We start from the raw sequence: 24,117 nt of genomic DNA, 5'->3' as shown, positions 1-24,117 counted from the left end.
ATCCGGCAGAATGACTGAAGAAGTCAAAGGGCAAGATAGGGGAATCAAACTCAGTTTTTTTTGGAGGCTTTGAGATGACGAACCTATCTTGGCTTACGTATGTAATGATTATTCTTGCCAGCTACCGGCTGACCCATTTGATCGTATTTGATAAGATTACGGAATTCATAAGAAAACCCTTTATAAAGCAAGAAAAAACCGTCGATCAAAACGGGCGCGCCGTCCAAAAAAAAGTCCCTTCCTCCGCATTCGGTTATATGCTGCAATGTTATTGGTGTGCGGGCGTCTGGTGCGCCATATTGATCGGCATCTGCTATTTGGTCTGGCCCCGCTATGCGCATCCGGTTATTTTCATTTTGTCCATTGCCGGAGCGCAGGCCATTCTTGAAACATGCGTCGGCGTCGGAACGAAGGTCATTGACGTGCTCGCCGCCATAAAACATAAAAAGTCCTGAAGCGTTTTGATTCGCTTTAGGACTTTTTTCTTTCCCTTTTAGGCTGAGAGGAGCAAAGCGGGCTTTCTGATTCACCGCCCGGAATGCTTCGGAATACCGTAAAGCAGAGAGGGGGAAAAACATGAAAAGCTGCCGTTTTAGCATGATATGGTTTTTGGCCGTTGTACTGACAGCCGGCATCTTTACGTTCTCAGCATCCGCACAAGCAAGCGGCACTCAGCCGGAGAGAGAAATGAGAGCCGTATGGATCGCGTCTGTCACTAATATCGACTGGCCCTCTAAAAAAGGGCTGTCACCGGAAGAGCAAAAAAGAGAATACAGCAAGCTGCTGGATGACGTTCAGGAGATGGGGATGAACGCCGTTATCGTCCAAATTAAGCCTGCGGCTGATGCTTTTTATCCATCAGATTACGGGCCTTGGTCAGAGTATCTGACAGGAACCCAAGGCAAAAATCCCGGCTACGACCCGCTTGCTTTTTTAGTTGAAGAGACACATAAACGGAATCTTGAATTTCACGCTTGGTTCAATCCTTACCGGATCACGATGAATCACACAAATTTGAATGCGCTTTCAGACGATCATCCCGCGCGTTCTCATCCGGACTGGGTCGCTGCATACGGAAAACAGCTGTACTATAATCCTGGAATTCCGGAAGTAAGACAATTTATAACGGATGGAATCAAAGAGGTGGTCAGCCGTTATGACATTGATGCGGTTCATATGGATGATTATTTTTATCCTTATAAAATTGCCGGACAGGAATTCCCCGATCAGGCGGAATACGAACGGTACGGAAAAGCTCACTTTGCATCAATTGATGACTGGCGCAGGGATAACGTCAACCAGCTTGTAAAAGAAATCAACCAAACCATCAAACGAGAAAAACCTTATGTCAAATTCGGAATCAGCCCGTTCGGCGTATGGAGAAATGCCGCAGATGACCCGACAGGCTCCGAAACGGCCGCCGGGGTGCGGAACTACGATGACTTATATGCTGATACAAGAGAATGGATCCAAAAAGGATACATTGATTACATCGCACCGCAAATTTACTGGAGTATCGGATTTAAAGCGGCGGCATATGACGTCTTAGCGGATTGGTGGGGAAAAGAAGTGAACAATCGGCCGGTGCATTTATATATCGGGCAGGCAGCTTATAAAATCAACAACAATACTGATCCGGCCTGGGCCGACCCGGGGGAATACGGAAGACAGATTACTCTAAACAGAGGATCAGCATGGATAAAAGGCAGCATGCATTTCAGTTTAAAGGATTTAAACCGTAATCCGCTCGATGTGAAAAACCGTTTGATCAATGACATGTACAGCCGGCCCGCATTAATTCCCGAGATGCCTTGGCTCGGACAGTCGGCTTTAAAAAAACCGTCTGTCAAACGGGCGGAGAAGAACGCTTCAGGCCATACACTCTATATCGAAGATGCGAAATCCAACGGTAAAAAAACGGCTTATTACGCCATTTACCGCGCAGAAAAGGGAAAGCAGCCTTATTTAGTGGATACAGCCAGAAAAACATCGTCACGGACGCAGACATTTTCAGATACTGATATTCGGGGGAAAGAAGCCTGCACCTATATCGTTACTTCCGTTGACAGGCTTCACCATGAGAGCCGTCCCTCCGCAAAACGGACGATTAAATAGCCATTATTAATAAAACTGACAGTTGCCGCGCTGTCAGTTTTTTTGCGATGGATGAGTCCGAATGTTCAGACTTTATTTGGATGGAATGAATAAAGACCCCCATTAATAAAATGTAGAAAGCAGCAGAAGGAGGAAGGTTAATGAATTTTCAACTGACAAAAGAACAGCAGATGGTGCGCGAAATGGTCAGAGATTTCGCCAAAAATGAAATTGCCCCGAAAGCCCATGAGGTTGATCAATCAGCCGTCTTCCCGATAGACACATTTAAAAAAATAGGCGAACTCGGGCTGCTCGGAATTCCGTTTCCGGAAGAATACGGCGGGGCGGGCGGTGACACCATTTCATATGCAGCAGCGGTTGAAGAAATCGGAAAAGCCTGCGGCAGCACGGGGCTGAGCTACGCGGCAGCCGTGTCACTCGGCGCAAGCCCATTATACTATTTCGGTACTGAACAGCAAAAGCAAGAACATCTTATTCCGCTTGCTTCGGGAAAAGCGCTCGGATCATTCGGGCTGACAGAGCCGAATGCCGGTTCAGATGCCGGCGGCACCCAGACAAAAGCCGAGAAAAAGGGCGATGACTATGTGATAAACGGAGAAAAATGCTGGATCACAAACGCAAATTACGCCCGCACGGTCATTGTCACCGCCGTTACGGGAAAGAACTCCGCCGGAAAACCGATCATTTCAGCTCTCATCGTCCCGACAGACACACCGGGATTTACGATCACAAATCCGTACGACAAGATGGGTGTGAGAGGATCGGATACGGCCGAGCTTGTGCTGGAGGATGTCAGGGTGCCTGCCGATAACCTGCTCGGTGATCCTGAAAAAGGCTTTAAACAATTTTTATATACATTAGACGGCGGGCGGATCTCGATTGCGGCACTGGCTGTCGGTATCGCTCAAGGCGCACTGGAGGCGTCGCTGTCATATGCGAAGGAACGCAAGCAGTTCGGCAGTCCGATATCGTCATTTCAAGCCATTCAATTTAAGCTGGCCGATATGGCGATGGAAATTGACCTTGCCAGACAAATGGTGCTTAAAGCGGCATGGCTGAAGGATCAAAACCTGCCATTTACGAAAGAAGCGGCATTCGCCAAGCTTTATGCTTCAGAAATGGCCGTCAGAACCTGCCTTCAGGCCATCCAAATTCATGGCGGTTCCGGTTATATGAAGGAATGCGGTGTCGAACGTATGCTTCGTGACGCAAAGCTGATGGAGATTGGAGAAGGAACATCAGAAATTCAAAGAATGGTCATCGCAAGACAGCTTTTGAAGTGAAATGAAAACGTTTACTAAGACAGGGATGGAAGGGGGCAGGTCATATGGCTGAACTTATCCATTTAACAGCCGGAAAGCTGCTTGAGCGGACCGCGGAGCTTTTTCCGGATCATGAAGCGGTTGTTTACCCTGAGCGCGGCCTTCGTTATACGTATGCCGAGTTTGACCGGTTATGCCGGCAAACCGCAAAAGGGCTGATGAAGCTGGGAGTTGAAAAAGGAGATCATGTGGCCATATGGGCATCCAACATACCGGAATGGCTCGCGGCGCAATTTGCAACGGCGAAAATCGGCGCTGTTCTGGTCACCATTAATACAAATTTTCAAATCGCAGAACTCGATTACCTGCTGGCGCATTCAGACGTCTCGGCCCTGATAATCATGGATTCCTACCGGCAGACATCTTATGTTGAGATGGTGAATAAGCTGATTCCGGAGCTGAAAACTTGTGAGCACGGCAGGCTGCGTTCGAAACGTTACCCCTTTTTACGGACGGTGTTATATATCGGTGATAAAAGTCCGCCCGGGATGCACCGCTGGGATTCTTTGCTGAAGGATGGCGAAGCTGTAACGGATGCAGCGCTTGACGGAAGGATGGACAGCCTGAAAAAGGATGATTGCATTCATATGCAATATACATCAGGTACGACCGGATTTCCGAAAGGCGTTATGCTCTCACATTTTAATATCGTAAATAACGCGGCCAATATCGCAGAATGCATGAAGCTTACTTCAAGTGACCGTTTATGTATTCCCGTGCCGTTTTTCCACTGCTTCGGGTGTGTGCTCGGCGTGCTGGCGTGTGTTTCCGCGGGTGCGGCGATGATTCCGATCGAACAGTTTTCTCCGCCGGCCGTTCTGAAAACGGTGGAGCAAGAAGCCTGCACGGCTCTGCACGGTGTACCGACGATGTTTATCGCCCTCCTAAATGACAGCCGTTTTTCTGAATATGATCTTTCCCACGTCCGAACCGGGATTATGGCAGGCTCGCCATGCCCGGCGGAAGTCATGAGAGAAGTGATCGGCAAAATGGGGATGACCGACATTACCATTGCCTACGGACAGACCGAAGCATCACCTGTCATTACGCAGACAAGAACGGATGATTCGTTTGAAAGAAGAGTGGAAACAGCGGGGCGCGCACTTCCCCATATCGAAGTCAGAATCGTTCGGCCCGGAACATCCGGAGAAGCCGACCGGGGTGAACAAGGAGAGCTCTGCACCCGCGGATATCATGTCATGAAAGGTTACTATAAAAATCAAGAAGCGACCGAAGAAGCGATAGACAAAGACGGCTGGCTGCATACCGGTGATTTGGCGGTCATGGACGAGGACGGGTACTGCAAAATCACGGGCCGTCTGAAAGACATGCTGATCAGGGGCGGCGAAAATATCTATCCGCGCGAAATTGAGGAAATGTTATATCGGCATCCCGCAGTAGCAGACGTTCAGGTCGTCGGCGTGCCTGATCCGAAATACGGAGAAGAGGCCGCGGCGTGGGTCAGGCTCAAAGACGGACAAACCGCTTCCGCAGAAGACATCAGAACCTTTTGCAAAGAACATATCGCCCGCTATAAAGTCCCCAGGTATGTTTTGTTTACAGATGAATATCCAATGACAGCCTCAGGAAAAATTCAGAAATTCAAGCTGCGGGAAAAAACGATTGAAGAGCTCAAATTAACTTAATGAAAAAGGAGTGCTTCACATTTGTTTAAAAAAGTCCTGATTGCCAACAGAGGAGAAATCGCCTTAAGAATTATCCGCACCTGCAAACGTCTCGGCATCCCCTCGGCAGCTGTGTATTCAGAAGCCGACCGGGACGCGCTGCATGTAAAAGAGGCTGATGAGGCCTATCCGATCGGTAAATCGAGAGTAAATGAAAGCTATTTACATATCGACAGAATCATAGAAGCCGCCAAATCCGCCGGAGCGGACGCCATTCATCCGGGCTACGGGCTGCTGTCAGAAAACAGCCTGTTCGCCGAACGCTGCCGGAAGGAACAAATCACATTTATCGGCCCGCCCGGTGATATCATCGCCAAGATGGGCAGCAAGATAGAGGCCCGAAAAACGATGCAAAAAGCAAAGGTCCCGATCGTTCCCGGTGTTTCAGAGCCATTGCCCGATGTTCACTCCGCCTTAGCCGAAGCCCGTGCCATCGGCTTTCCGGTCATGCTGAAAGCGTCTGCAGGGGGAGGCGGAATCGGCATGCAGATCGTACATTCAGAAGAAGAGCTGGCCAAAGCGTTCGAAGGCAATCAAAAGCGGGCCGCGTCCTTTTTTGGAGACGGCGCAATGTATATGGAAAAGGTCATTGAAAATGCCCGTCATATTGAAATTCAGATTCTCGCAGATTCTTTCGGAAACACCGTTCATCTGTTTGAACGTGACTGTTCAGTACAAAGGCGCCACCAAAAAGTGATAGAAGAAGCGCCGTCGCCGTTTGTTGACGATGAATTAAGACAAAGACTCGGTGAAACCGCCGTTAAAGCCGCTAAATCGATCGGCTACCAAAATGCAGGCACAATAGAATTTCTCGTCGACCAAAAGAAACAAATCTATTTTTTAGAGATGAACACAAGACTGCAAGTGGAGCATCCGGTGACAGAAGAAATTACAGGACTGGATCTTGTGGAAGAACAGCTGAAAATCGCCGCCGGGCAGGCGCTGACTTTCTCGCAGAAAGATATCAATCACCGCGGTCATGCGATAGAAGTGCGGATCTATGCGGAAGATCCGGTCACCTTTTACCCGTCACCCGGTACCATCTTGTCTTTTTCCGTTTTAAGACACCCGTCAGTGCGACACGAATGCGCCGTCGAAAAGGGAAGCGTCATTTCTCCGTTTTACGATCCGATGATTGCCAAAATGATCGTCACGGCGAATACGAGAAAACAGGCCATTGAACAACTGAAAACCGCCCTTGGCGAATATCATGTAGAAGGGATTAAAACCAACATTCCGCTGCTGACAAAAATTGCCCATTCAGAAGTGTTTGAAAAGGGTGAGGCAACAACCGGTTTTTTACAAACAATGAACGAGGGGGCGTCAAAATGAGCGTCATAAAAATTCAGATGGCGGGAAACCTGTGGAAAATTCATGTGAAGCCGGGTGATGTCATTGAAGAAGGGCAGGAAGTGGCCATCTTGGAATCTATGAAAATGGAAATTCCGATTATCGCTGATGCAGCGGGTACGGTGAAAGAAGTGAAAAAATCAGAAGGTGATTTCACTGATGAAGGAGAGGTCCTGATTGAACTTCAATAAAACGGGAGGTGCAGCATGAACTGTCCGAAACATGTCCGCATCAATGAAGTAGGACCGCGTGACGGCTTGCAGAATGAATCGGCGTGGGTGGATACAGAAGATAAGATTGAGTGGATCAATATGCTGTCAAAAACAGGCCTTCCCTATATCGAAGTGACATCATTCGTGCATCCGAGATGGATTCCGGCTCTTCGTGACAGCCTGGACGTCGCAAAAGGCATTGCCAGATCTGAACATACGGTCTACGCGGCTCTCGTTCCGAACCTCATCGGACTGGAGCATGCTGCAGAAGGCGGAATCGATCAGGCCTGTGTATTTTTATCTGCAAGCGAAACCCATAACCAAAAAAACGTAAACAAACCGATTGACCGGACCGTTCAAGAGCTCAGGCGGGTTATTACTGAAGCAAAAGCTGAAAAAATGGCGACGAGAGCTTATCTGTCTACTGTGTTCGGCTGTCCGTACGAACAGAACGTGCCGGTCGAACAAGTCATCCGCCTGTCAGACACCCTGCTCGAAATGGATGTTGATGAAATATCGCTCGGCGACACAATCGGCGCGGCAAACCCCTTGCAGGTCATAGCCGTGCTTGAAGCCCTTTTGCCGAGAATTCCCGCCTCAAAAATCGCACTCCATTTCCATGATACAAGAGGAACGGCTCTAGCGAATATCATTCCAGCTCTTGATATGGGGATTACATCCTTCGATACTTCCTCAGGCGGGCTTGGCGGCTGTCCGTATGCTCCGGGATCAGCAGGAAACGCCGCCACAGAAGACGTCATTTATATGCTCGAACAAATGGGGATTGATACCGGGACGGACATGAATAAACTTCTTTATGCCGCCGACTGGATCGCGGATAAAATAGGCAAAGATCTGCCAAGCAGAAACCTGCAGGCATTCAGAACGAAATGAGAAAGGAGAAGCCATGGGAGATTGCGTCTTGTATTCCGTCTGTCAAGAAACGATCGGTCTGATCACGCTGAACCGCCCGCATGCGGCCAACTCACTGTCTTCAGAAATGATTGATCATTTACAGCGTGTGATTGAAGACATCAAAAACTCGCCATCCATTCGCTGTGTCATTCTCACCGGCTCCGGAAACACATTTTGCGCCGGCGCTGATTTAAAAGAGAGAGCGGGGATGAATCATGAACAAGTTAAGAAAAGCGTCAGGCGTATCGGTGAAACGGCTGCATCCATTGAAGCTCTCCCGCAGCCGGTCATTGCAGCGCTGAACGGAACCGCTGTCGGAGGAGGCCTTGAACTCGCTCTCGCCTGCGATATCAGAACAGCCGTCAGCCGGGCGGGCCTCGGCCTTCCTGAAACAGGGCTTGCAATCATTCCCGGGGCGGGCGGAACGCAGAGACTGCCCCGGCTTATCGGCCCCGGCGCGGCAAAAGAATTGATCTATACCGGCCGAAGGCTTTCTGCCGAAGAGGGAAAAGACATGAAGCTGATCGAGCATGTTTGTGAAGCCGATGAACTTATGGAAAAAGCAAAAGCACTGGCCGGCCGCATCGCCGCTAATGGGCCGATCGCCGTCAGACAAGCAAAATCCGCGATAAACAAGGGTCTGGAGACAGATCTCAATACAGGGCTCGAAATCGAACGAAAAGCATATGAACAAGTCATCCCTACACTTGACAGAGAAGAGGGCCTGCGCGCTTTTAAAGAAAAAAGACCCCCTGAATACAAAGGAAAATAAAACATGGAGGGACTCGGATGGATTACGAAAAAGAACGGCAGACACGCAGCAAAACGATTGAAAAGGGAGGAGCCGCGAAATATCATGCAAGCAACGAAAAGAAGGGAAAACTTTTTGTAAGAGACAGGCTGAAGCTTTTATTCGATGACGGCATATCCGTTGAAGACGCTTTTTTCGCCGAGTGCATGTCAGACGGACTGCCGGCTGACGGGGTCGTTACCGGGATCGGAACCATCGGCGGCAGAACCGTTTGTGTGATGGCAAACGACTCAACCGTAAAGGCGGGCTCGTGGGGCGCGAAAACGGTGGAAAAAATCATCCGCATTCAGGAGACGGCGGAGAAGCTTCAGTGTCCGCTCTTGTACTTAGTCGATTCCGCAGGTGCGAGAATTACGGATCAGGTTGACATGTTCCCGGGCAGAAGGGGAGCCGGCCGCATCTTTTATAATCAAGTAAAGCTGTCGGGCCGCATTCCGCAAATCTGTTTATTGTTCGGTCCTTCCGCTGCGGGCGGCGCTTACATTCCGGCCTTTTGCGACATTGTCATTATGGTCGAAGGCAATGCATCCATGTACTTAGGTTCCCCGCGCATGGCAGAAATGGTGATCGGCGAGAAAGTATCGCTTGAAGAAATGGGCGGCGCCCGTATGCATTGTTCCGTATCAGGCTGCGGTGATCTCCTCGCCCCGACGGAACAGGAAGCAATCATGATGGCGCAGACATATCTCAGCTACTTTCCGGCAAATTATACTGAAAAAGCGCCCGTCAACAAATCTAAGAACCCGAAAGCTTTTGAAAAACCGCTCTCAGATGTCATCCCGGCACATCAAAACGCACCGTTCAACATGATGGATTTAATTGAACGTGTCATTGATGAAGACTCATTTTTTGAGATTAAACCGTTATTTGCGCAGGAATTAATAACGGGGCTTGCGCGGATTCACGGACAGCCGGTCGGCATTATCGCCAATCAGCCGCGTGTCAAAGGCGGAGTTTTATTTCTCGATTCGGCGGATAAAGCCGCAAAATTTATCGCTTTGTGCGACGCATTCCATATTCCGCTTCTGTTTTTAGCAGACATTCCCGGATTCATGATCGGAACGAAGGTTGAGCAGGCGGGCATCATCAGGCATGGCGCAAAAATGATCTCCGCAATGGCGGAAGCGACTGTTCCGAAGCTTTCCGTTATCGTCAGAAAAGCCTACGGTGCCGGATTATACGCGATGGCGGGGCCTGCTTTTGAACCGGACTGCTGTTTAGCGCTTCCGACTGCGCAAATTGCCGTAATGGGTCCTGAAGCAGCGGTGAATGCGGTCTACGCAAACAAAATCAGCGAGCTGGCCCCTGAAGAAAGGCCGGCTTTTATTCAAGAAAAGCGTGATGAATATAAGGAAGATATTAACCTTTACCGGCTTGCCTCTGAAATGGTGATTGACGGCATTGTTCCTGCTGATTCCTTGCGGGAAGAACTCAATAAACGCCTCACTGCTTACATGTCCAAACAACTGACATTCACACACCGGAAACACCCCGTATACCCGGTATAAATAAAAAAGACTGCATAGATCCGGCTCGCAGCCGTTCTTATGCAGTCTTTTTTCACAGTCTTGATCTCATTTTCTTCACAACAAAATAAACAACAATAAATACGAGAGCCAATATAATGATCGGAGTTGTATACATTCCGGCATAGCTGTCTACGTCTTTCCACTGTCCCCCGAGCTGATACCCGAGATAAACGAAAATGACAGACCACGGAATAATGGCAAGCGTCGTCAATATGACAAACTTGGAAAGAGGCATTTTCGCAAGGCCGGCCGGGATGGAAATCGCATGTCTGACGACCGGGATAAACCGCGCCGAGAACACAACGCCGGCGCCGTAACGGCGAAACCAGTTTTCCGCAACATCAACATGATGCTTTTTCAGAAGTAAGTACTTGCCGTACTTGTCCAAAAACGGCCGTCCCCCATAACGGGCGATCCAGTAAATAAAGCACTGCGCGATCGTTCCCCCGATCACACCGGCGACAATGGCGCCGATAAAGCTGATCGTGCCTTCTGACACCATATAGCCTCCGTAAGCCAGAACGATTTCACTCGGAATGATTTCAATCATTAATCCGAGCGCAATCCCTAAATAGCCCATACTTGTCAGCCAGGATAATATTTCACTAATAAAATTGCCCACACTGTTCACAACCTCTTTATCTTTTTACCCAATTATATGACTGATTGACAAGCAAAATGGTTACAAATTATTTTTTAACGCACGATTTCTTCAGATTCTCTTTTTAACACCTCTTCTAAATAAGCTAAAAGTTTCGATCTCATTTCTTCCCGCAGAAGCCCGATCTCCGTGCCGGCCTTAAAACAGCCGAACTTATCTCCTATATCAAACCGGCTTCCTTCAAGCTCCCGCGCGTAAATGCTTCGGGTGCGGCATACTTCGCGCAGCGCGTCTGTCAATTGGATTTCGTTGCCCGCGCCTCTTCCGATCGTCTTCAGCGCTTTAAAAATGGCAGGGGTTAATATGTAACGGCCCAACACGGCAATATGAGAGGGCGCCTTTTCAACGGCCGGTTTCTCAATCAGATCCTCAACCCGGTACACATGACCGCTCTGCCGCCCCGTCTGTATAATACCATATTTGCTGACATCAGCAGGATCGACGGGCTGTACGCCGATCGTTTCTGTGCCGTGTTGGTTATAGACGTCTATGAGCTGTGAAAGAGCGGGAGTGTCAGATACCATAATATCATCACCTAATAGAACGGCAAAAGGCTCATCTCCGATAAAATGCTCCGCACACAGCACCGCATGGCCTAGTCCGAGCGGTTCTTTCTGACGGATGTAATGAATATTGGCCAAATCGGCAATCCGCTGCATTTCCTTCAGCGTCTCTGACTTGCCTTTTTCCTCAAGATTGATTTCCAACTCCGCCGACCGGTCAAAATGATCTTCAATCGAGCGTTTGTTTCTCCCTGTAATAATCAGTATATCTTCAATTCCTGACTCTCTTGCTTCTTCGACAATGTACTGGATGGCCGGTTTGTCGACGATCGGCAGCATTTCTTTCGGCTGCGCCTTTGTCGCCGGCAGAAATCTCGTTCCTAAACCCGCTGCGGGGATGACCGCTTTTCTCACTTTTTTTCTCATTCATCTTCACTCCTGATCCTGTATGTTTTTCAGCGAATCTCCAAATACCCAGATTCGGTTTCCGATAAAATTCATCATCATTCCGCCGATAGTGGCGGCGAGCTTACTCACCAAAAGCGAACAGCCGCCTTTTTGAAACTCGTACAGCAGCAAAAAGGTGATTCCCGACGCGGCAAGATTAATGATGAGAAAGCGCACGATCTCTTTCCCGCCAGCCTTGCGCTTTACACGAAACGTCCACTTCCGGTTCCACACATAGCTGTTGATGATCCCTGCCGAATAGGAGCAGATCTGCGCCGGCAGATAGGGGACAAGGCAAGCGGTGAGAAGAAAGAAGACACCAAAATCGATCAGCGTATTGCCGGCGCCCACGGTGCAAAAACGGCCTGCTGTCTTTACTTTTTCTTTCAGCATAACGGCATCCGGTTTTGACCTCCCTTCATAAGTAAGATGCGGATCGCTGTCCTATTTGTTGATATGGATTACTTTAGCGGACAGTGTTGAATAAACAATTACTAAAATATGAACAAAACATGAAAACGTAATGAGGCTTTGTAAAACTCATTAAGTTAACAGTTTTGTAGTTTAGGTTGACATATTAAGCGTGAAACACTAATATTCTGTATAAGTGTTAACCTTTTATTATTTTGGTTAACATTAAATTTCAAAGTGAAAGAAAGGAGGGAAATTTCATGCGGGAAGAGACCTATTACAGCGTCAGAATGAGAGCTTCCCGAAACGCCCCCCATGAGCAGGGCGGAAAACACATTTCCGGCGGAGAACGGCTCATCACTTACAGCGGTTTACAGGAAGCGGTAGATGGCTTATTACATAAAGGCTTCTCGCACTCAAGAGGGATACCTGATTTTATGCAGATTCAGCTTGAAAGCGTTCATGAACCGATCGAAACGATCCGCCCTTTGCCGGTTGCCTTCCATCAAACAGACACGCCGGAAAAAGGACAAGCAATCGCCCGCAAGCTTCTGCAAAAGGCGGGGATTCCTCCGCACATGATCGAGAAAGCGTACGAAAACATTGCGGAATATGCAGAAGCAAGAGGAGCGGTCCTGTTTGATATCCGGGCAGGAAAACGCATTGACTGCAGAGGGAATAGAGGTGTGCGGGTATCCCGAGTGGATTGGCCGTCACATGATTTTCAAAAATGGGCTTTTACTCACAACATGCCGGAAAATTCACGAATAAAAGAAGCACATGCCATCGCGGCAAAAGTTTGCGCACATCCGGGAATTATTGCCGAATTGTGCTGGTCAGATGACCCTGATTACATAACAGGCTACGTTGCCGCAAAGAAGCTGGGATATCAGCGGATTGCCAAGATGAAGAATGCCGGAGATGAAAGCGGATGCCGGGTTTTCTTTACTGATGGCTCCATAGATACGGAGAGCTGTATCCATTTTTTAGAGAAGCAGCCTGTATTCATTCAGCGGGAGGAGAACATATGAAACAATCAATGATTGAAAAAAGCAAACAGCATCTTTGGCTGCCTTTCACACAAATGAAAGATTACGATGAAGATCCGTTAATCATTGAAAGCGGAAACGGGATCATGCTGAAAGACATCAGCGGCAAAGAATATTATGACGGCTTTTCTTCAGTATGGCTCAATGTACACGGCCACCGCAAAAAAGAAATGGATGAAGCGATTCAAAAACAGCTTGAAAAAATCGCTCATTCGACTTTGCTGGGTATGACGAACGTTCCCGCAACAGAACTTGCGGAGATGCTGACGGGCATCACACCGGAAAAGCTGACACGCGTTTTTTACTCCGACAGCGGAGCGGAAGCAATGGAAATCGCTCTGAAAATGGCCTTTCAATACTGGAAAAACGTAGGGAGACCTAAGAAGCAGACGTTTATTTCGATGCAGAACGGCTATCACGGCGATACGATCGGAGCCGTCAGCGTCGGCTCCATTGAACTCTTCCACCATGTGTACGGCCCGCTGATGTTTGAAAGCTACAAAGTCCCGATTCCTTATGTATACAGATCTGAAAGCGGTGACCCCGTACAGTGCCGGGATGAATGCCTTCACGCGCTCGAACAGCTGCTTGCAAAGCACCACGAAGAGATTGCCGCACTTACGATTGAATCGATGGTGCAAGGCGCATCCGGGATGATCGTCATGCCTGAAGGCTTTCTGGCAGGCGTACGAAAGCTGTGTACGGCATATGATGTGTTAATGATCGTTGACGAAGTGGCGACGGGGTTCGGCCGCACCGGAAAAATGTTTGCCTGTGAGCATGAAAATGTCCAGCCGGACTTGATGGCGGCAGGGAAAGGCATTACGGGAGGCTATTTGCCGATCGCTGTGACGTTTGCCACAGAAGCCATTTATGAAGCATTCTACGATGACTACGACAAAATGAAAACATTTTTCCACGGCCATTCCTATACAGGAAATCAGCTTGGCTGTGCCGCGGCAATTGAAAATCTGCGTTTATTCGAATCAGAGCGCATCGTTGAACGAGTCGCCGAAAAATCAAAAACGGCTGCGAAATTTCTTCATGATCTGAAGCAGCTTCCTCATGTCGGCGATGTCCGCCAGCTCGGTTTGATGTGCGGCATAGAGCTTGTGCAGGATAAGGGGACAAAACAGCCTTATCCGCCTGAAAAGCGGATGGGGTACAAGGTGTCCTTGAAAATGAGAGAGCTGGGTATGCTGACACGGCCGCTCGGTGACGTCATCGCCTTTCTTCCGCCGCTCGCCAGCACAACCGACCAGTTACAAGCCATGATCTCCATTATGAAAGAAGCGATAGCCGAGGTGACCGGCCGTGGATTTTGACGGATGGCTCCTCGGAAGGCTCGATGCAGTGAAAAGAGACGGGCTGTATCGGACGCTGCGAACACAGGAAACCGCTCTTAAAACCAAGGGGCAAAAGCGGCAGACCTGGGCGTCCAATGACTATTTAGGCCTGTCAAAAGATGAACGGCTGATCACAGCCGCGCAAACAGCGCTGAGCCGGTTCGGAGCGGGAAGCGGCGGCTCACGGTTAACGACAGGAAATACTGTGTGGCACGAAAAACTTGAACAAACAATCGCGGACTTTAAACAGACGGAAGCGGCTTTATTATTTTCAAGCGGTTACTTGGCGAATATCGGCGTGCTTGCCTCACTGCCTCAAAAAGGCGATGTCATTTTAAGCGATCAACTGAACCATGCGAGCATTGTTGACGGCTGCCGTTTATCAAAAGCGGAAACCATCGTGTACCGCCATATTGATATGGCTGATCTTGAGAAAAAACTTGCCTCCGTCCAGACTCGGAACCGCCGCTTTATCGTCACAGACGGCGTTTTCAGCATGGACGGCACCATCGCGCCTCTTGACCGAATAATGGCGCTTGCAAAGCAGTACCAGGCATTTGTGATAGCAGATGACGCGCATGCAACCGGTGTACTCGGGGAAAACGGCGGGGGAACCAGTGACTATTTCGGTGTTTGTCCTGATGTTGTCATCGGCACATTAAGCAAAGCAGTCGGAACGGAAGGCGGTTTTGCCGCGGGATCAAACATTTTCATTGATTTTTTGCTGAATCAGGCGAGGACGTTTATTTTTCAGACGGCCCTCCCGCCGTCAATTTGTGCGGCTTCGCATACGGCATTTGACCTCATATCAGATATGCACGATACGCGCCGTGAGCTGCAGTCGTCTGTCAAAAAGATAAAAACGCGTCTGGCCGATATGGGCTTTATCGTAAGAGGCGGGGATACACCGATTATCCCCGTTATCATCGGTGATGCAAAAACAGCGGTTTCAGCCGCTGCGCTGCTGGAGAAAAAGGGAATCTGCGCCCCGGCCATCCGCCCGCCCGCCGTTCCGGAAGGCGAAAGCAGAATCAGGCTGACCGTTACGGCGGATCGCAGCTTACAGGACATAGACGAGCTGACAGAAGCATTTGATTCCATTAGAAAAGAGCTGAATATAAACAAATGAGAAGTTTTTTTGTCACAGGAACCGATACCGGCGTCGGAAAAACCATCGTTTCTTGCGGACTTGCCGCGGCATTCAGGCAGAAACAGGCGGATATCGGAGTGTTTAAGCCGTTTTTAAGCGGCGTGCCGCGGACTCATCCGGAAAGTGACACCTCGCTGTTGAAAAACATGTCACAAACCGCACTGTCTCATGAAGAAATCACGCCATTTGAATGGAAAGAGCCGCTTGCGCCGTACACGGCCGCCTTGCTTGAGGGGGAATCCGTGAGCATGGATGAAGTCATGGCCCACTGGAGTAAGATCAAAAATCGTCATGAGTGTTTCATCGTCGAGGGGGCAGGCGGCATTTCCGTTCCGCTTGGTGAAAATTACTTAGTCAGTGATCTGATAAAAGCCTTGGAATTACCGGCAGTGATTGTCGCCAGGCCTGATCTCGGAACCATCAACCACACATATTTAACCGTTGAATATGCGAAAAACATGGGAATAGAGGTTCTCGGCATTATGATCAACGGCGTAAGGAACAGGCCGGGGCTGGACGAGAAGACAAACCCGAGCATGATTGAAACATTATGCAAAGTTCCGATTTTGGGAATCACACCGAAGCTGGATCACGTTTCACCGGAAAACATTCAACACATGATTGAGAAACATATAGATGTTTCCTCTTTCATGAATCTGACACAAATGGGGAGATAAACATGAATCAATGGATGGATCTTGCAGAGAGAGTGCTGGACGGGGCGGAAGTAACGAATCAAGAAGCGCTGGCCATTTTAAATTGTCCTGATGAGGATCTTTTATTGCTGATGCATGCCGCTTTTCATATCAGAAAACGATTTTACGGAAAAAAAGTAAAGCTGAATATGATTATGAATGCAAAATCAGGCCTGTGTCCGGAAAATTGCGGGTACTGTTCACAATCTTCAATATCAAAAGCGCCGATCGAGTCTTATCGGATGGTGGATAAGCATATATTGCTTAAGGGGGCAAAACGCGCCCACGACCTGAATATAGGGACATACTGCATCGTCGCCAGCGGGCGGGGACCGTCGAACAGAGAAGTAGATCAAGTTGTTGATGCTGTCAAAGAAATTAAAGAAACGTACGGTTTAAAAATCTGCGCATGCCTCGGTCTGCTGAAGCCGGAACAGGCAGAGCGCCTGAAACAGGCAGGAGTAGACCGGTACAATCATAACATCAATACATCACAAAGGAATCACTCAAACATTACGACCTCCCACACGTATGACGACAGGGTCAATACAGTGGAAACGGCGAAACAATCGGGGATGTCGCCTTGTTCGGGTGTCATCGTCGGCATGAAAGAAACGAAACAGGACGTCATTGATATGGCGAACAGCTTAAAAGCGCTTGACGCCGACAGCATCCCGGTTAATTTTCTGCATGCGATTGACGGAACTCCGTTAGAAGGGGTAAGCGAATTACATCCGGTGTATTGCCTAAAAGTGCTCGCCTTATTCCGTTTTATCAATCCGTCAAAAGAAATCCGTATCTCAGGAGGCCGGGAAGTCAACCTTCGTTCGCTGCAGCCGCTGGGACTTTACGCCGCAAATTCGATTTTCGTCGGAGATTACTTAACGACTGCAGGGCAGCATGAAACAGAGGATCATCAAATGCTCCATGATTTAGGGTTTGAAGTCGAATCCGTTGAAGAAATGAAAGCCGGCCTGCAATCCGCCTGCAATACGGAGGTATAAGATGACGGCGGGCCTATCGACTGCACATCCGTCCCTCCATGCGGATTCGGATTTTTGGAATGACCCTTACCCGTTTTATGAAAAACTGCGTGCCATTGATCCTGTTTATAAAGGAACCATATTAAAACATCCGGGCTGGTATGTCACCGGGTATAAAGAAGCGGCAGCGATTTTGAAAGACACCCGATTTAAAAACCGCATTCCTCTTCCGGAAGCTTCAACGAAATATCAAAATCTATCGCATATCCAGCACGATATGCTGTTATTTAAAAATCAATCAGACCATAAGCGGATGCGGATGCATATAGGTAAAGAATTTACCGCAAAGACGGCGGAATCACTTCGCCCCTGTATAAAAGAAACGGTTCATGACTTGTTGGATCAAATCCAAAACAAAAAAACCGCAGACCTTGTTTCAGAGTTTGCCTTTCCATTGGCAAGCCTCATCATTGCGGAGATACTCGGAGTGCCGAAAGAGGAGAGATATCAATTCAGACAATGGACGGCAGACGTCATTCAGGCCATTGATCTTACCCGGTCAAGAAAGACGTTAGTCAGAGCAAGCGACACCGCAGGCAGGCTGACTGCATATTTCAGAGATTTGATTCACGAGCGGAAAGCACATCCTCAGGAAGACTTAATCAGCAGGTTTATTATGGGGAAACAGCTTTCAAAAGACGAAGTACTCGCGACATGTATCTTACTTGTCATAGCCGGACACGAGACGACGGTAAACCTCATGAGCAACGGTGTGTTTACTTTGTTGAAACACCCTGAACAGCTTAGCGCACTGAGAGAAAACCCCTCGCTTATTGAAACTGCTGTCGAGGAATGTCTGCGCTACGACAGCCCCGCGCAGCTGACGGCACGCACCGCTTCAGAAGACTGTGAAATAAATGGGAAGACCATAAAAAAAGGAGAGCAGGTATATATCCTTTTAGGAGCGGCCAATCGCGATCCAAGCATATTCGATCAGCCTCATAAAATGGATATCCGAAGAAAACCGAATCTGCATCTTGCATTCGGAAAGAACGCCCATTTTTGCATAGGCTCCTCATTAGCGCGCATCGAAGCACAAATTGCAATTCTCACACTGTTTGAGCGGATGCCTAAGCTTCGGCTGGCCGCACACCGCCTTGAATACCGGAAGCTCATTGGTTTTAGGTCGCTCAAAGAGCTTCCGGTTGTCCTTGGCTGAATGACCATGCAGGAGGGCCGGATTTTATCGGTTCCTCTTGCAGGAAATAAATGAAAGAAAAAAGAATACATATTTATAAAGCAAAAATCCTTTCTGATCCATCTCACTGTCCCTAAAAAACTCACTGCTCAGCCAATCAATATCATGCAGCAAGGGTCTCCTTTTCTCTCGCCAAAACGGAAAATTCACCATGATGCACATTTTTTCAGCCTCAGAAACTGTACAAAATCGGCATGTTTTTTGCTTTATTTTCTCGATTTTTGTAAGCGCTTACTAATTTTGAGCAGAAAAGAGGGGGATTTGTGGACATTGTTATTATTTTATTGGCATTAGGCACGCTGATGTTTGCGGCTTACCGGGGCTTTTCAGTTATTTTATTCGCCCCGATTTGTGCGCTGTTTGCCGTGCTTCTTACAGATCCAAGCTTCGTACTTCCTTTCTTCTCGAATATATTTATGGAGAAGATGGTAGGATTTATTAAGCTGTATTTTCCCGTATTTCTTTTAGGGGCCGTTTTTGGCAAGGTTGTTGAAATATCCGGGCTCGCCGAGTCGATTGCAAAAACAATCGTCAGGCTTGTGGGAGCAAAAAGAGCCATTCTCGCCATCGTCTTAATGGGTGCGATTTTAACGTACAGCGGCGTCAGTCTCTTCGTAGCGGTGTTTGCCATTTATCCGTTTGCTAAAAACCTATTTATTAAAGCTGATATTCCCAAGCGTCTGATACCCGGTACGATTGCATTGGGCGCGTTTACTTTTACAATGGATGCGCTTCCCGGCACACCGCAAATTCAAAATGTCATTCCGACAGCTTTTTTTAAAACAAACATTTATGCCGCTCCCTGGCTCGGACTGATTGGTGCAGCATTTGTGCTTACGGCCGGAATGATTTATTTAGAATCCCGGCGCAAAAAAGCGGCCAATGCCGGAGAAGGCTATGCTGGATTTCAATCTGAAGTTTCCGCTGCAGAGGAACCCTCAGGTCTGGCTAATGAAAAACATACGCCTGTTTTACCGCAGGAGGCAGAACCCAGCCCCGCGCGGCAAGTGCTCGCCTTTGTTCCGCTTATCCTTGTGGGAGTCATGAACAAATGCTTCACGATGTGGCTCCCGCATTGGTACCCTGACGGATTTGATTTTGCGCAGCTCGGTTTAGAAGCGTTCGGGAAGATTGACCTTTCCTCCGTCACTGCGATCTGGTCAGTAGAACTCGCACTGTTCATCGGAATCATGACAACGATTTTGTTCGATTGGAAAAAAGTGCTCTTTAATTTGAAAGAAGGACTGAATGAGGGCATCGGGGGTGCCTTGCTGGCGTCGATGAATACAGGAGCCGAATACGGATTTGGCGGCATCATTGCGGCGCTTCCCGGCTTTAAAATGGTCAGCAGCGGCATATCGCAGACGTTTACTGATCCGCTCGTCAACGGAGCGGTGACGACCACTGCGCTTGCCGGGATTACAGGATCGGCATCAGGAGGAATGGGCATCGCTTTAAGCACGATGTCAGCAGCGTATACAGAAGCAATCAATACATTCCACATCCCACCGGAGGTCATGCACCGGGTGATTTCGATGGCCTCCGGCGGGATGGACACTCTTCCGCATAATGGCGCCGTCATTACACTGCTCGCGGTCACCGGGTTGACCCACCGCCAATCCTACAAGGATATCTTTGCCATTACCGTCATTAAAACAGCCGCTGTGTTTGTCATCATCGCCATTTACAGTCTGACGGGCCTTGTGTAGCCAAAACAGAAAGGGGAAACGAATATGGGAAAAGGAAAAGTGATGGACTCTTATAAAGATGCTGCTGCACTGATCAAGGACGGAGACACCCTCATCGCAGGAGGCTTCGGCCTGTGCGGCATTCCGGAACAATTAATTCTCGCGATCAGGGACAGCGGCGTGAAAAACTTGACCGTTGTCAGTAATAACTGCGGTGTTGATGATTGGGGGTTAGGCCTCTTGCTTGCAAACCGGCAGATCAAAAAAATGGTCGCATCCTATGTCGGAGAAAACAAAACCTTTGAACGGCAGTTTTTAAGCGGAGAGCTGGAAGTCGAATTGGTGCCCCAAGGAACGCTCGCAGAAAGAATTCGCGCGGGAGGGGCGGGCATTCCGGCGTTTTATACACCTGCGGGCGTCGGAACATCAGTAGCCGAGGGAAAAGAACATAAGACATTTGACGGGCGCACCTATCTTCTGGAGAAAGGGATTACAGGGAACGCCGCCATCGTAAAGGCCTGGAAAGCCGATCCTCTGGGCAACCTGATGTTCAGAAAGACGGCGAGAAATTTCAATCCGCTCGCTGCAATGGCAGGCAAAGTGACGATTGCAGAGGCTGAAGAAATCGTCGATGCCGGAGAGCTTGATCCCGATCAAATTCATACGCCGGGTATTTTTGTGCAGCACGTGCTGCTTGGCGGGATTCATGAAAAACGGATTGAACGCCGCACCGTCCGGCAAGCATGATAAAGGAGGCTGACAGAATGAGAGATAGCAGAAAACGAATGATCAAACGGGCTGTAAAGGAAATAAAGGACGGAATGAATGTGAACTTGGGGATAGGGATGCCGACGCTTGTAGCCAATGAGATACCGAATGATTATAACGTCCTGCTTCAGTCTGAAAACGGCTTGCTCGGGATCGGGCCTTATCCGGCGGAAGGAACGGAGGACCCCGATCTGATCAATGCGGGAAAAGAAACCATTACCGAGGTAAAGGGAGCCTCGTATTTTGACAGTGCCGAATCCTTTGCCATGATTCGCGGCGGCCACATTGATGTAGCGATTCTCGGCGGGATGGAAGTGTCCGAACGGGGAGATTTGGCGAACTGGATGATCCCCGGAAAAATGATCAAAGGAATGGGCGGCGCCATGGACCTGGTGCACGGAGCAAAACGGATTATTGTCATTATGGAGCATGTTAATAAATATGGGGAATCTAAAGTGAGAACGGAATGTACGCTGCCTTTAACCGGCAGGCAGGTGGTCGATCGGCTGATCACAGATTTGGCTGTATTCGATTTTCATGATGGCCGTATGACGCTCACCGAACTGCAGGAAGGTGTAACAATGGAGGAGGTCTTTGAGAAAACAGAAGGTCATTTTACTGTCAGCCAGTCGTTAAAAAACGGGGTCAGACCAAAATGAGGAGGTGCCGCCATGGATTCATTGCTTATTGAAAAAACAGCCGTTGTAACAGGAGCAGCCGGAGGAATCGGGCTTGAAATTGCAAGAGAATTCGCCCGTGAAGGAGCAGCCGTCATCATCTCTGATGTAAACGAACAAGCGGGGAAAGAAGCGGCGGCAGGACTTAAAGATGAAGGCTGTGAGGCAGTCAGCATCACATGCGATGTAACAAATGAAAAGCAAGTGGCCGACATGCTGCAGACGGTCGAGAAACAATTCGGACGTCTCGATATCCTTGTGAATAATGCGGGCATTCAGCATGTCGCGCCCATCGAGGAATTTCCCACCGAACAGTTTGAACGGCTCATTCGTGTCATGCTGACTGCGCCATTTATCGCAATGAAGCATGCATTCCCCATTATGAAAAAACATCAATTCGGACGAATCATTAATATGGCGTCTGTCAACGGGCTGATCGGTTTTCACGGGAAAGCGGCATATAACAGCGCCAAGCACGGCGTCATCGGTTTAACGAAAGTCGGTGCACTTGAAGGCGCGGCTGACGGCATTACCGTCAATGCGCTTTGTCCGGGATATGTGGACACTCAGCTTGTCCGCAATCAATTAAAGGACATTTCCGCAACAAGGAATGTACCGTACGAGCGGGTGCTTGAGGACGTCATCTTTCCGCTCGTTCCCCAAAAACGGCTGCTGTCAGTGAAAGAAATCGCTGATTACGCCGTATTTTTGGCCAGCGACAAAGCAAAAGGGGTCACAGGTCAGGCCGTAGTCATGGACGGCGGGTATACCGCTCAATAGTTCTTGTACTATTTAAAAAACAGCCGCTCTGAACGGCTGTTTTTTTATGCCTGAAAACCTTGTTCACTCAATAGGCCGATTCACTGCGTCAATCGGTATCCGGGCTGGGTCATTTACTTGTTCTGCGGCGTATTTTGTCCTTGCAGATTTTCCTCACCAGATCCATCTCTTGCACCGCATTTATAATCAAACGCCATCAGTTTACAATCCTTCACAGATATACAAATGAATTTTTACAATAAACAGAAAATATGTAATTTCTGACACAATAATGCCAATAGCCCTAAAACATATGAAACATGAAGAGCTCGTCCTAAGTGAAGAAGAGCCGGTAACAGGCTCCACTCCGGCTTTTCATCATCTCTCTTTAAGACTGATTTTCGGTGAAACCCTCATGTTTTATTTTATGAATAAATATATCTAATTCGTTTGTAAAATCGAACAATAACTCCTCCGAAAGTATTCTATACACATTTGTTATAATCATGCTAGGATGTTAGATAAAGGGATAATTTGTAGGATATTGTATTTCTGTTCAATATGATCGGAGGAATCTCATGAACAATCTTGCCTTTTTATTTCCTGGACAAGGGTCTCAATTTGTAGGAATGGGCAAACAATTTTGGAATGATTTTGTGCTCGCAAAGAGATTGTTTGAAGAAGCGAGCGATGCGATCTCCTTGGATGTAAAAAAACTGTGTTTTAACGGAGATATGAATGAATTGACAAAGACAATGAACGCGCAGCCCGCTATTTTAACGGTCAGTGTTATTGCTTTTCAAGTGTATATGCAGGAAATAGGGGTGAAGCCCCGCTTCCTGGCAGGTCATAGCTTAGGCGAATATTCAGCGCTTGTCTGTGCCGGCGCCCTTTCTTTTCAGGATGCCGTTACACTTGTAAGGCAGCGGGGAATTCTTATGCAGAATGCGGATTCTCAGCAGCAGGGGACGATGGCCGCCGTGACTCACCTCTCTCTTCAAACGTTGCAGGAAATATGTTCGAAAGTGTCGACGGAAGACTTTCCGGCAGGAGTAGCCTGCATGAATTCAGAACAGCAACATGTGATTTCCGGACACCGGCAAGCTGTGGAACGTGTCATCAAGATGGCGGAGGAAAAGGGAGCGGCATACACTTATTTGAATGTCAGTGCGCCTTTTCACAGTTCGCTGATACGATCAGCATCTGAACAATTCCAGACTGTATTACACCGGTATTCCTTCCGGGATGCCGCATGGCCGATCATTTCAAATGTCACTGCACGCCCTTACAGCAGCGGAAATTCGATCAGCGAACATCTCGAGCAGCACATGACGATGCCGGTAAGATGGACGGAATCGATGCATTACTTGCTTTTACACGGAGTGACGGAAGTCATCGAAATGGGTCCGAACAATGTCTTAGCCGGTCTGCTGAGAAAAACAACGAATCACATTGTACCTTATCCCTTAGGACAGACATCTGATGTTCACTTGCTTTCCAATTCAGCAGAAAGAAAGAAACATATTGTCCGTTTACGCAAAAAACAACTGAATAAATTGATGATTCAATCCGTCATTGCGCGAAATTACAACAAGGATTCAGCGGCTTATTCCAATATGACGACGGCATTATTTACGCAAATCCAAGAGCTGAAAGAGAGAATGGAAAGACATGAAAATGAGCTCTCAGAACAAGAGCTCGAACATTCGATCCATTTATGCAAATTAATTTGCGAGGCTAAACAGCTTCCGGATTGGGAAGAATTGCGGATTTTAAAATAAAG

23 protein-coding genes are annotated in these 24,117 nt (G+C 48.3%); 20 read left to right on the top strand and 3 right to left on the bottom strand.

Annotation, left to right across the window (positions count from 1 at the left end; genetic code table 11):
• Nucleotides 1–74 precede the first annotated feature (74 nt).
• The 9 genes from OWN49_RS18175 to OWN49_RS18135 all read left to right on the top strand — a co-directional run bounded on the left by OWN49_RS18175 (nucleotide 75) and on the right by OWN49_RS18135 (nucleotide 9,918).
• Nucleotides 75–455, top strand: coding sequence for a DUF1360 domain-containing protein (locus OWN49_RS18175; RefSeq protein WP_003153891.1), 381 nt, complete (start codon nucleotides 75–77; stop codon nucleotides 453–455).
• A gap of 121 nt (nucleotides 456–576) precedes the next feature.
• A complete protein-coding gene (locus OWN49_RS18170) occupies nucleotides 577–2,115 on the top strand; it encodes a glycoside hydrolase family 10 protein (RefSeq protein ID WP_176283352.1) in 1,539 nt (512 codons plus the stop codon).
• A gap of 140 nt (nucleotides 2,116–2,255) precedes the next feature.
• Entirely contained in the window at nucleotides 2,256–3,398 is a 1,143-nt protein-coding gene (locus OWN49_RS18165) for an acyl-CoA dehydrogenase family protein (RefSeq protein WP_003153894.1), read from the top strand.
• Between the two features lie 44 nt (nucleotides 3,399–3,442).
• Nucleotides 3,443–5,083: an AMP-binding protein gene (locus OWN49_RS18160; RefSeq protein WP_176283351.1), complete on the top strand. Its 1,641-nt coding sequence runs from the start codon at nucleotides 3,443–3,445 to the stop codon at nucleotides 5,081–5,083.
• Nucleotides 5,084–5,104: 21 nt separating this feature from the next.
• Nucleotides 5,105–6,454 carry an acetyl-CoA carboxylase biotin carboxylase subunit gene (locus OWN49_RS18155; RefSeq protein ID WP_166706237.1) on the top strand — a complete coding sequence of 450 codons (1,350 nt, stop codon included), beginning with the start codon at nucleotides 5,105–5,107 and terminating at the stop codon, nucleotides 6,452–6,454.
• Entirely contained in the window at nucleotides 6,451–6,663 is a 213-nt protein-coding gene (locus OWN49_RS18150) for an acetyl-CoA carboxylase biotin carboxyl carrier protein subunit (protein ID WP_007410121.1), read from the top strand. The genes OWN49_RS18155 and OWN49_RS18150 overlap by 4 nt, the downstream gene beginning before the upstream one ends.
• Before the next feature lie 15 nt (nucleotides 6,664–6,678).
• A complete protein-coding gene (locus OWN49_RS18145) occupies nucleotides 6,679–7,578 on the top strand; it encodes a hydroxymethylglutaryl-CoA lyase (RefSeq protein ID WP_102422651.1) in 900 nt (299 codons plus the stop codon).
• A 13-nt stretch (nucleotides 7,579–7,591) separates the two neighbouring features.
• Nucleotides 7,592–8,371 carry an enoyl-CoA hydratase gene (locus OWN49_RS18140; RefSeq protein WP_058906072.1) on the top strand — a complete coding sequence of 260 codons (780 nt, stop codon included), beginning with the start codon at nucleotides 7,592–7,594 and terminating at the stop codon, nucleotides 8,369–8,371.
• 17 nt (nucleotides 8,372–8,388) lie between these two features.
• Nucleotides 8,389–9,918 carry an acyl-CoA carboxylase subunit beta gene (locus OWN49_RS18135; protein ID WP_007410124.1) on the top strand — a complete coding sequence of 510 codons (1,530 nt, stop codon included), beginning with the start codon at nucleotides 8,389–8,391 and terminating at the stop codon, nucleotides 9,916–9,918.
• 52 nt (nucleotides 9,919–9,970) lie between these two features.
• Here the strand turns inward: OWN49_RS18135 and OWN49_RS18130 are convergent, their stop codons facing one another.
• The 3 genes from OWN49_RS18130 to OWN49_RS18120 all read right to left on the bottom strand — a co-directional run bounded on the left by OWN49_RS18130 (nucleotide 9,971) and on the right by OWN49_RS18120 (nucleotide 11,943).
• Nucleotides 9,971–10,561 carry a DedA family protein gene (locus OWN49_RS18130; protein ID WP_007410125.1) on the bottom strand — a complete coding sequence of 197 codons (591 nt, stop codon included), beginning with the start codon at nucleotides 10,559–10,561 and terminating at the stop codon, nucleotides 9,971–9,973.
• A 74-nt stretch (nucleotides 10,562–10,635) separates the two neighbouring features.
• The gene (galU, locus tag OWN49_RS18125; RefSeq protein ID WP_176283350.1) at nucleotides 10,636–11,529 is read right to left on the bottom strand and encodes a UTP--glucose-1-phosphate uridylyltransferase GalU; all 894 of its coding nucleotides are present in this window, start codon (nucleotides 11,527–11,529) and stop codon (nucleotides 10,636–10,638) included.
• 6 nt (nucleotides 11,530–11,535) lie between these two features.
• Complete coding sequence (locus OWN49_RS18120) at nucleotides 11,536–11,943, bottom strand: GtrA family protein (RefSeq protein WP_077722412.1); 408 nt, start codon at nucleotides 11,941–11,943, stop codon at nucleotides 11,536–11,538.
• 278 nt (nucleotides 11,944–12,221) lie between these two features.
• On the opposite strand from OWN49_RS18120, the gene OWN49_RS18115 reads away from it, so the two are divergent.
• The 11 genes from OWN49_RS18115 (at nucleotide 12,222) to bamD (ending at nucleotide 24,115) form a co-directional block, all read left to right on the top strand.
• Entirely contained in the window at nucleotides 12,222–12,992 is a 771-nt protein-coding gene (locus tag OWN49_RS18115) for a 6-carboxyhexanoate--CoA ligase (protein WP_077722411.1), read from the top strand.
• Complete coding sequence (bioA, locus tag OWN49_RS18110) at nucleotides 12,989–14,335, top strand: adenosylmethionine--8-amino-7-oxononanoate transaminase (RefSeq protein WP_077722410.1); 1,347 nt, start codon at nucleotides 12,989–12,991, stop codon at nucleotides 14,333–14,335. Before OWN49_RS18115 ends, bioA begins: the two co-directional genes overlap by 4 nt.
• Nucleotides 14,325–15,485, top strand: a complete 1,161-nt coding sequence (bioF, locus tag OWN49_RS18105) for an 8-amino-7-oxononanoate synthase (RefSeq protein WP_003153909.1) — start codon at nucleotides 14,325–14,327, stop codon at nucleotides 15,483–15,485. The genes bioA and bioF overlap by 11 nt, the downstream gene beginning before the upstream one ends.
• On the top strand, nucleotides 15,482–16,183 hold the full coding sequence (gene bioD / locus OWN49_RS18100) for a dethiobiotin synthase (protein WP_077722409.1): 702 nt from the start codon (nucleotides 15,482–15,484) through the stop codon (nucleotides 16,181–16,183). Before bioF ends, bioD begins: the two co-directional genes overlap by 4 nt.
• 2 nt (nucleotides 16,184–16,185) lie before the next feature.
• Nucleotides 16,186–17,205 (top strand): biotin synthase BioB, encoded by a 1,020-nt coding sequence (bioB, locus tag OWN49_RS18095; protein ID WP_003153914.1) that lies wholly within the window; start codon nucleotides 16,186–16,188, stop codon nucleotides 17,203–17,205.
• 1 nt (nucleotide 17,206) lies between these two features.
• Nucleotides 17,207–18,403, top strand: a complete 1,197-nt coding sequence (locus OWN49_RS18090) for a cytochrome P450 (protein ID WP_077722408.1) — start codon at nucleotides 17,207–17,209, stop codon at nucleotides 18,401–18,403.
• Nucleotides 18,404–18,705: 302 nt separating this feature from the next.
• Nucleotides 18,706–20,151 carry a GntP family permease gene (locus tag OWN49_RS18085; RefSeq protein WP_077722407.1) on the top strand — a complete coding sequence of 482 codons (1,446 nt, stop codon included), beginning with the start codon at nucleotides 18,706–18,708 and terminating at the stop codon, nucleotides 20,149–20,151.
• Between the two features lie 24 nt (nucleotides 20,152–20,175).
• A complete protein-coding gene (locus tag OWN49_RS18080; RefSeq protein ID WP_003153920.1) occupies nucleotides 20,176–20,877 on the top strand; it encodes a CoA transferase subunit A in 702 nt (233 codons plus the stop codon).
• A gap of 17 nt (nucleotides 20,878–20,894) precedes the next feature.
• Entirely contained in the window at nucleotides 20,895–21,557 is a 663-nt protein-coding gene (locus OWN49_RS18075; protein WP_007410136.1) for a CoA transferase subunit B, read from the top strand.
• A 12-nt stretch (nucleotides 21,558–21,569) separates the two neighbouring features.
• Nucleotides 21,570–22,355 (top strand): 3-hydroxybutyrate dehydrogenase, encoded by a 786-nt coding sequence (locus OWN49_RS18070; protein ID WP_077722406.1) that lies wholly within the window; start codon nucleotides 21,570–21,572, stop codon nucleotides 22,353–22,355.
• Between the two features lie 557 nt (nucleotides 22,356–22,912).
• On the top strand, nucleotides 22,913–24,115 hold the full coding sequence (gene bamD / locus OWN49_RS18065; protein WP_077722405.1) for a bacillomycin D biosynthesis malonyl-CoA transacylase BamD: 1,203 nt from the start codon (nucleotides 22,913–22,915) through the stop codon (nucleotides 24,113–24,115).
• Nucleotides 24,116–24,117 lie beyond the last annotated feature (2 nt).

It is taken from the genome of Bacillus sp. NEAU-242-2 (genome assembly GCF_027853835.1).
GTDB lineage: Bacteria > Bacillota > Bacilli > Bacillales > Bacillaceae > Bacillus > Bacillus velezensis.
The sequence above is the reverse complement of the archived record's forward strand: the minus strand, read 5'-3'. Positions and strand labels throughout refer to the sequence as shown.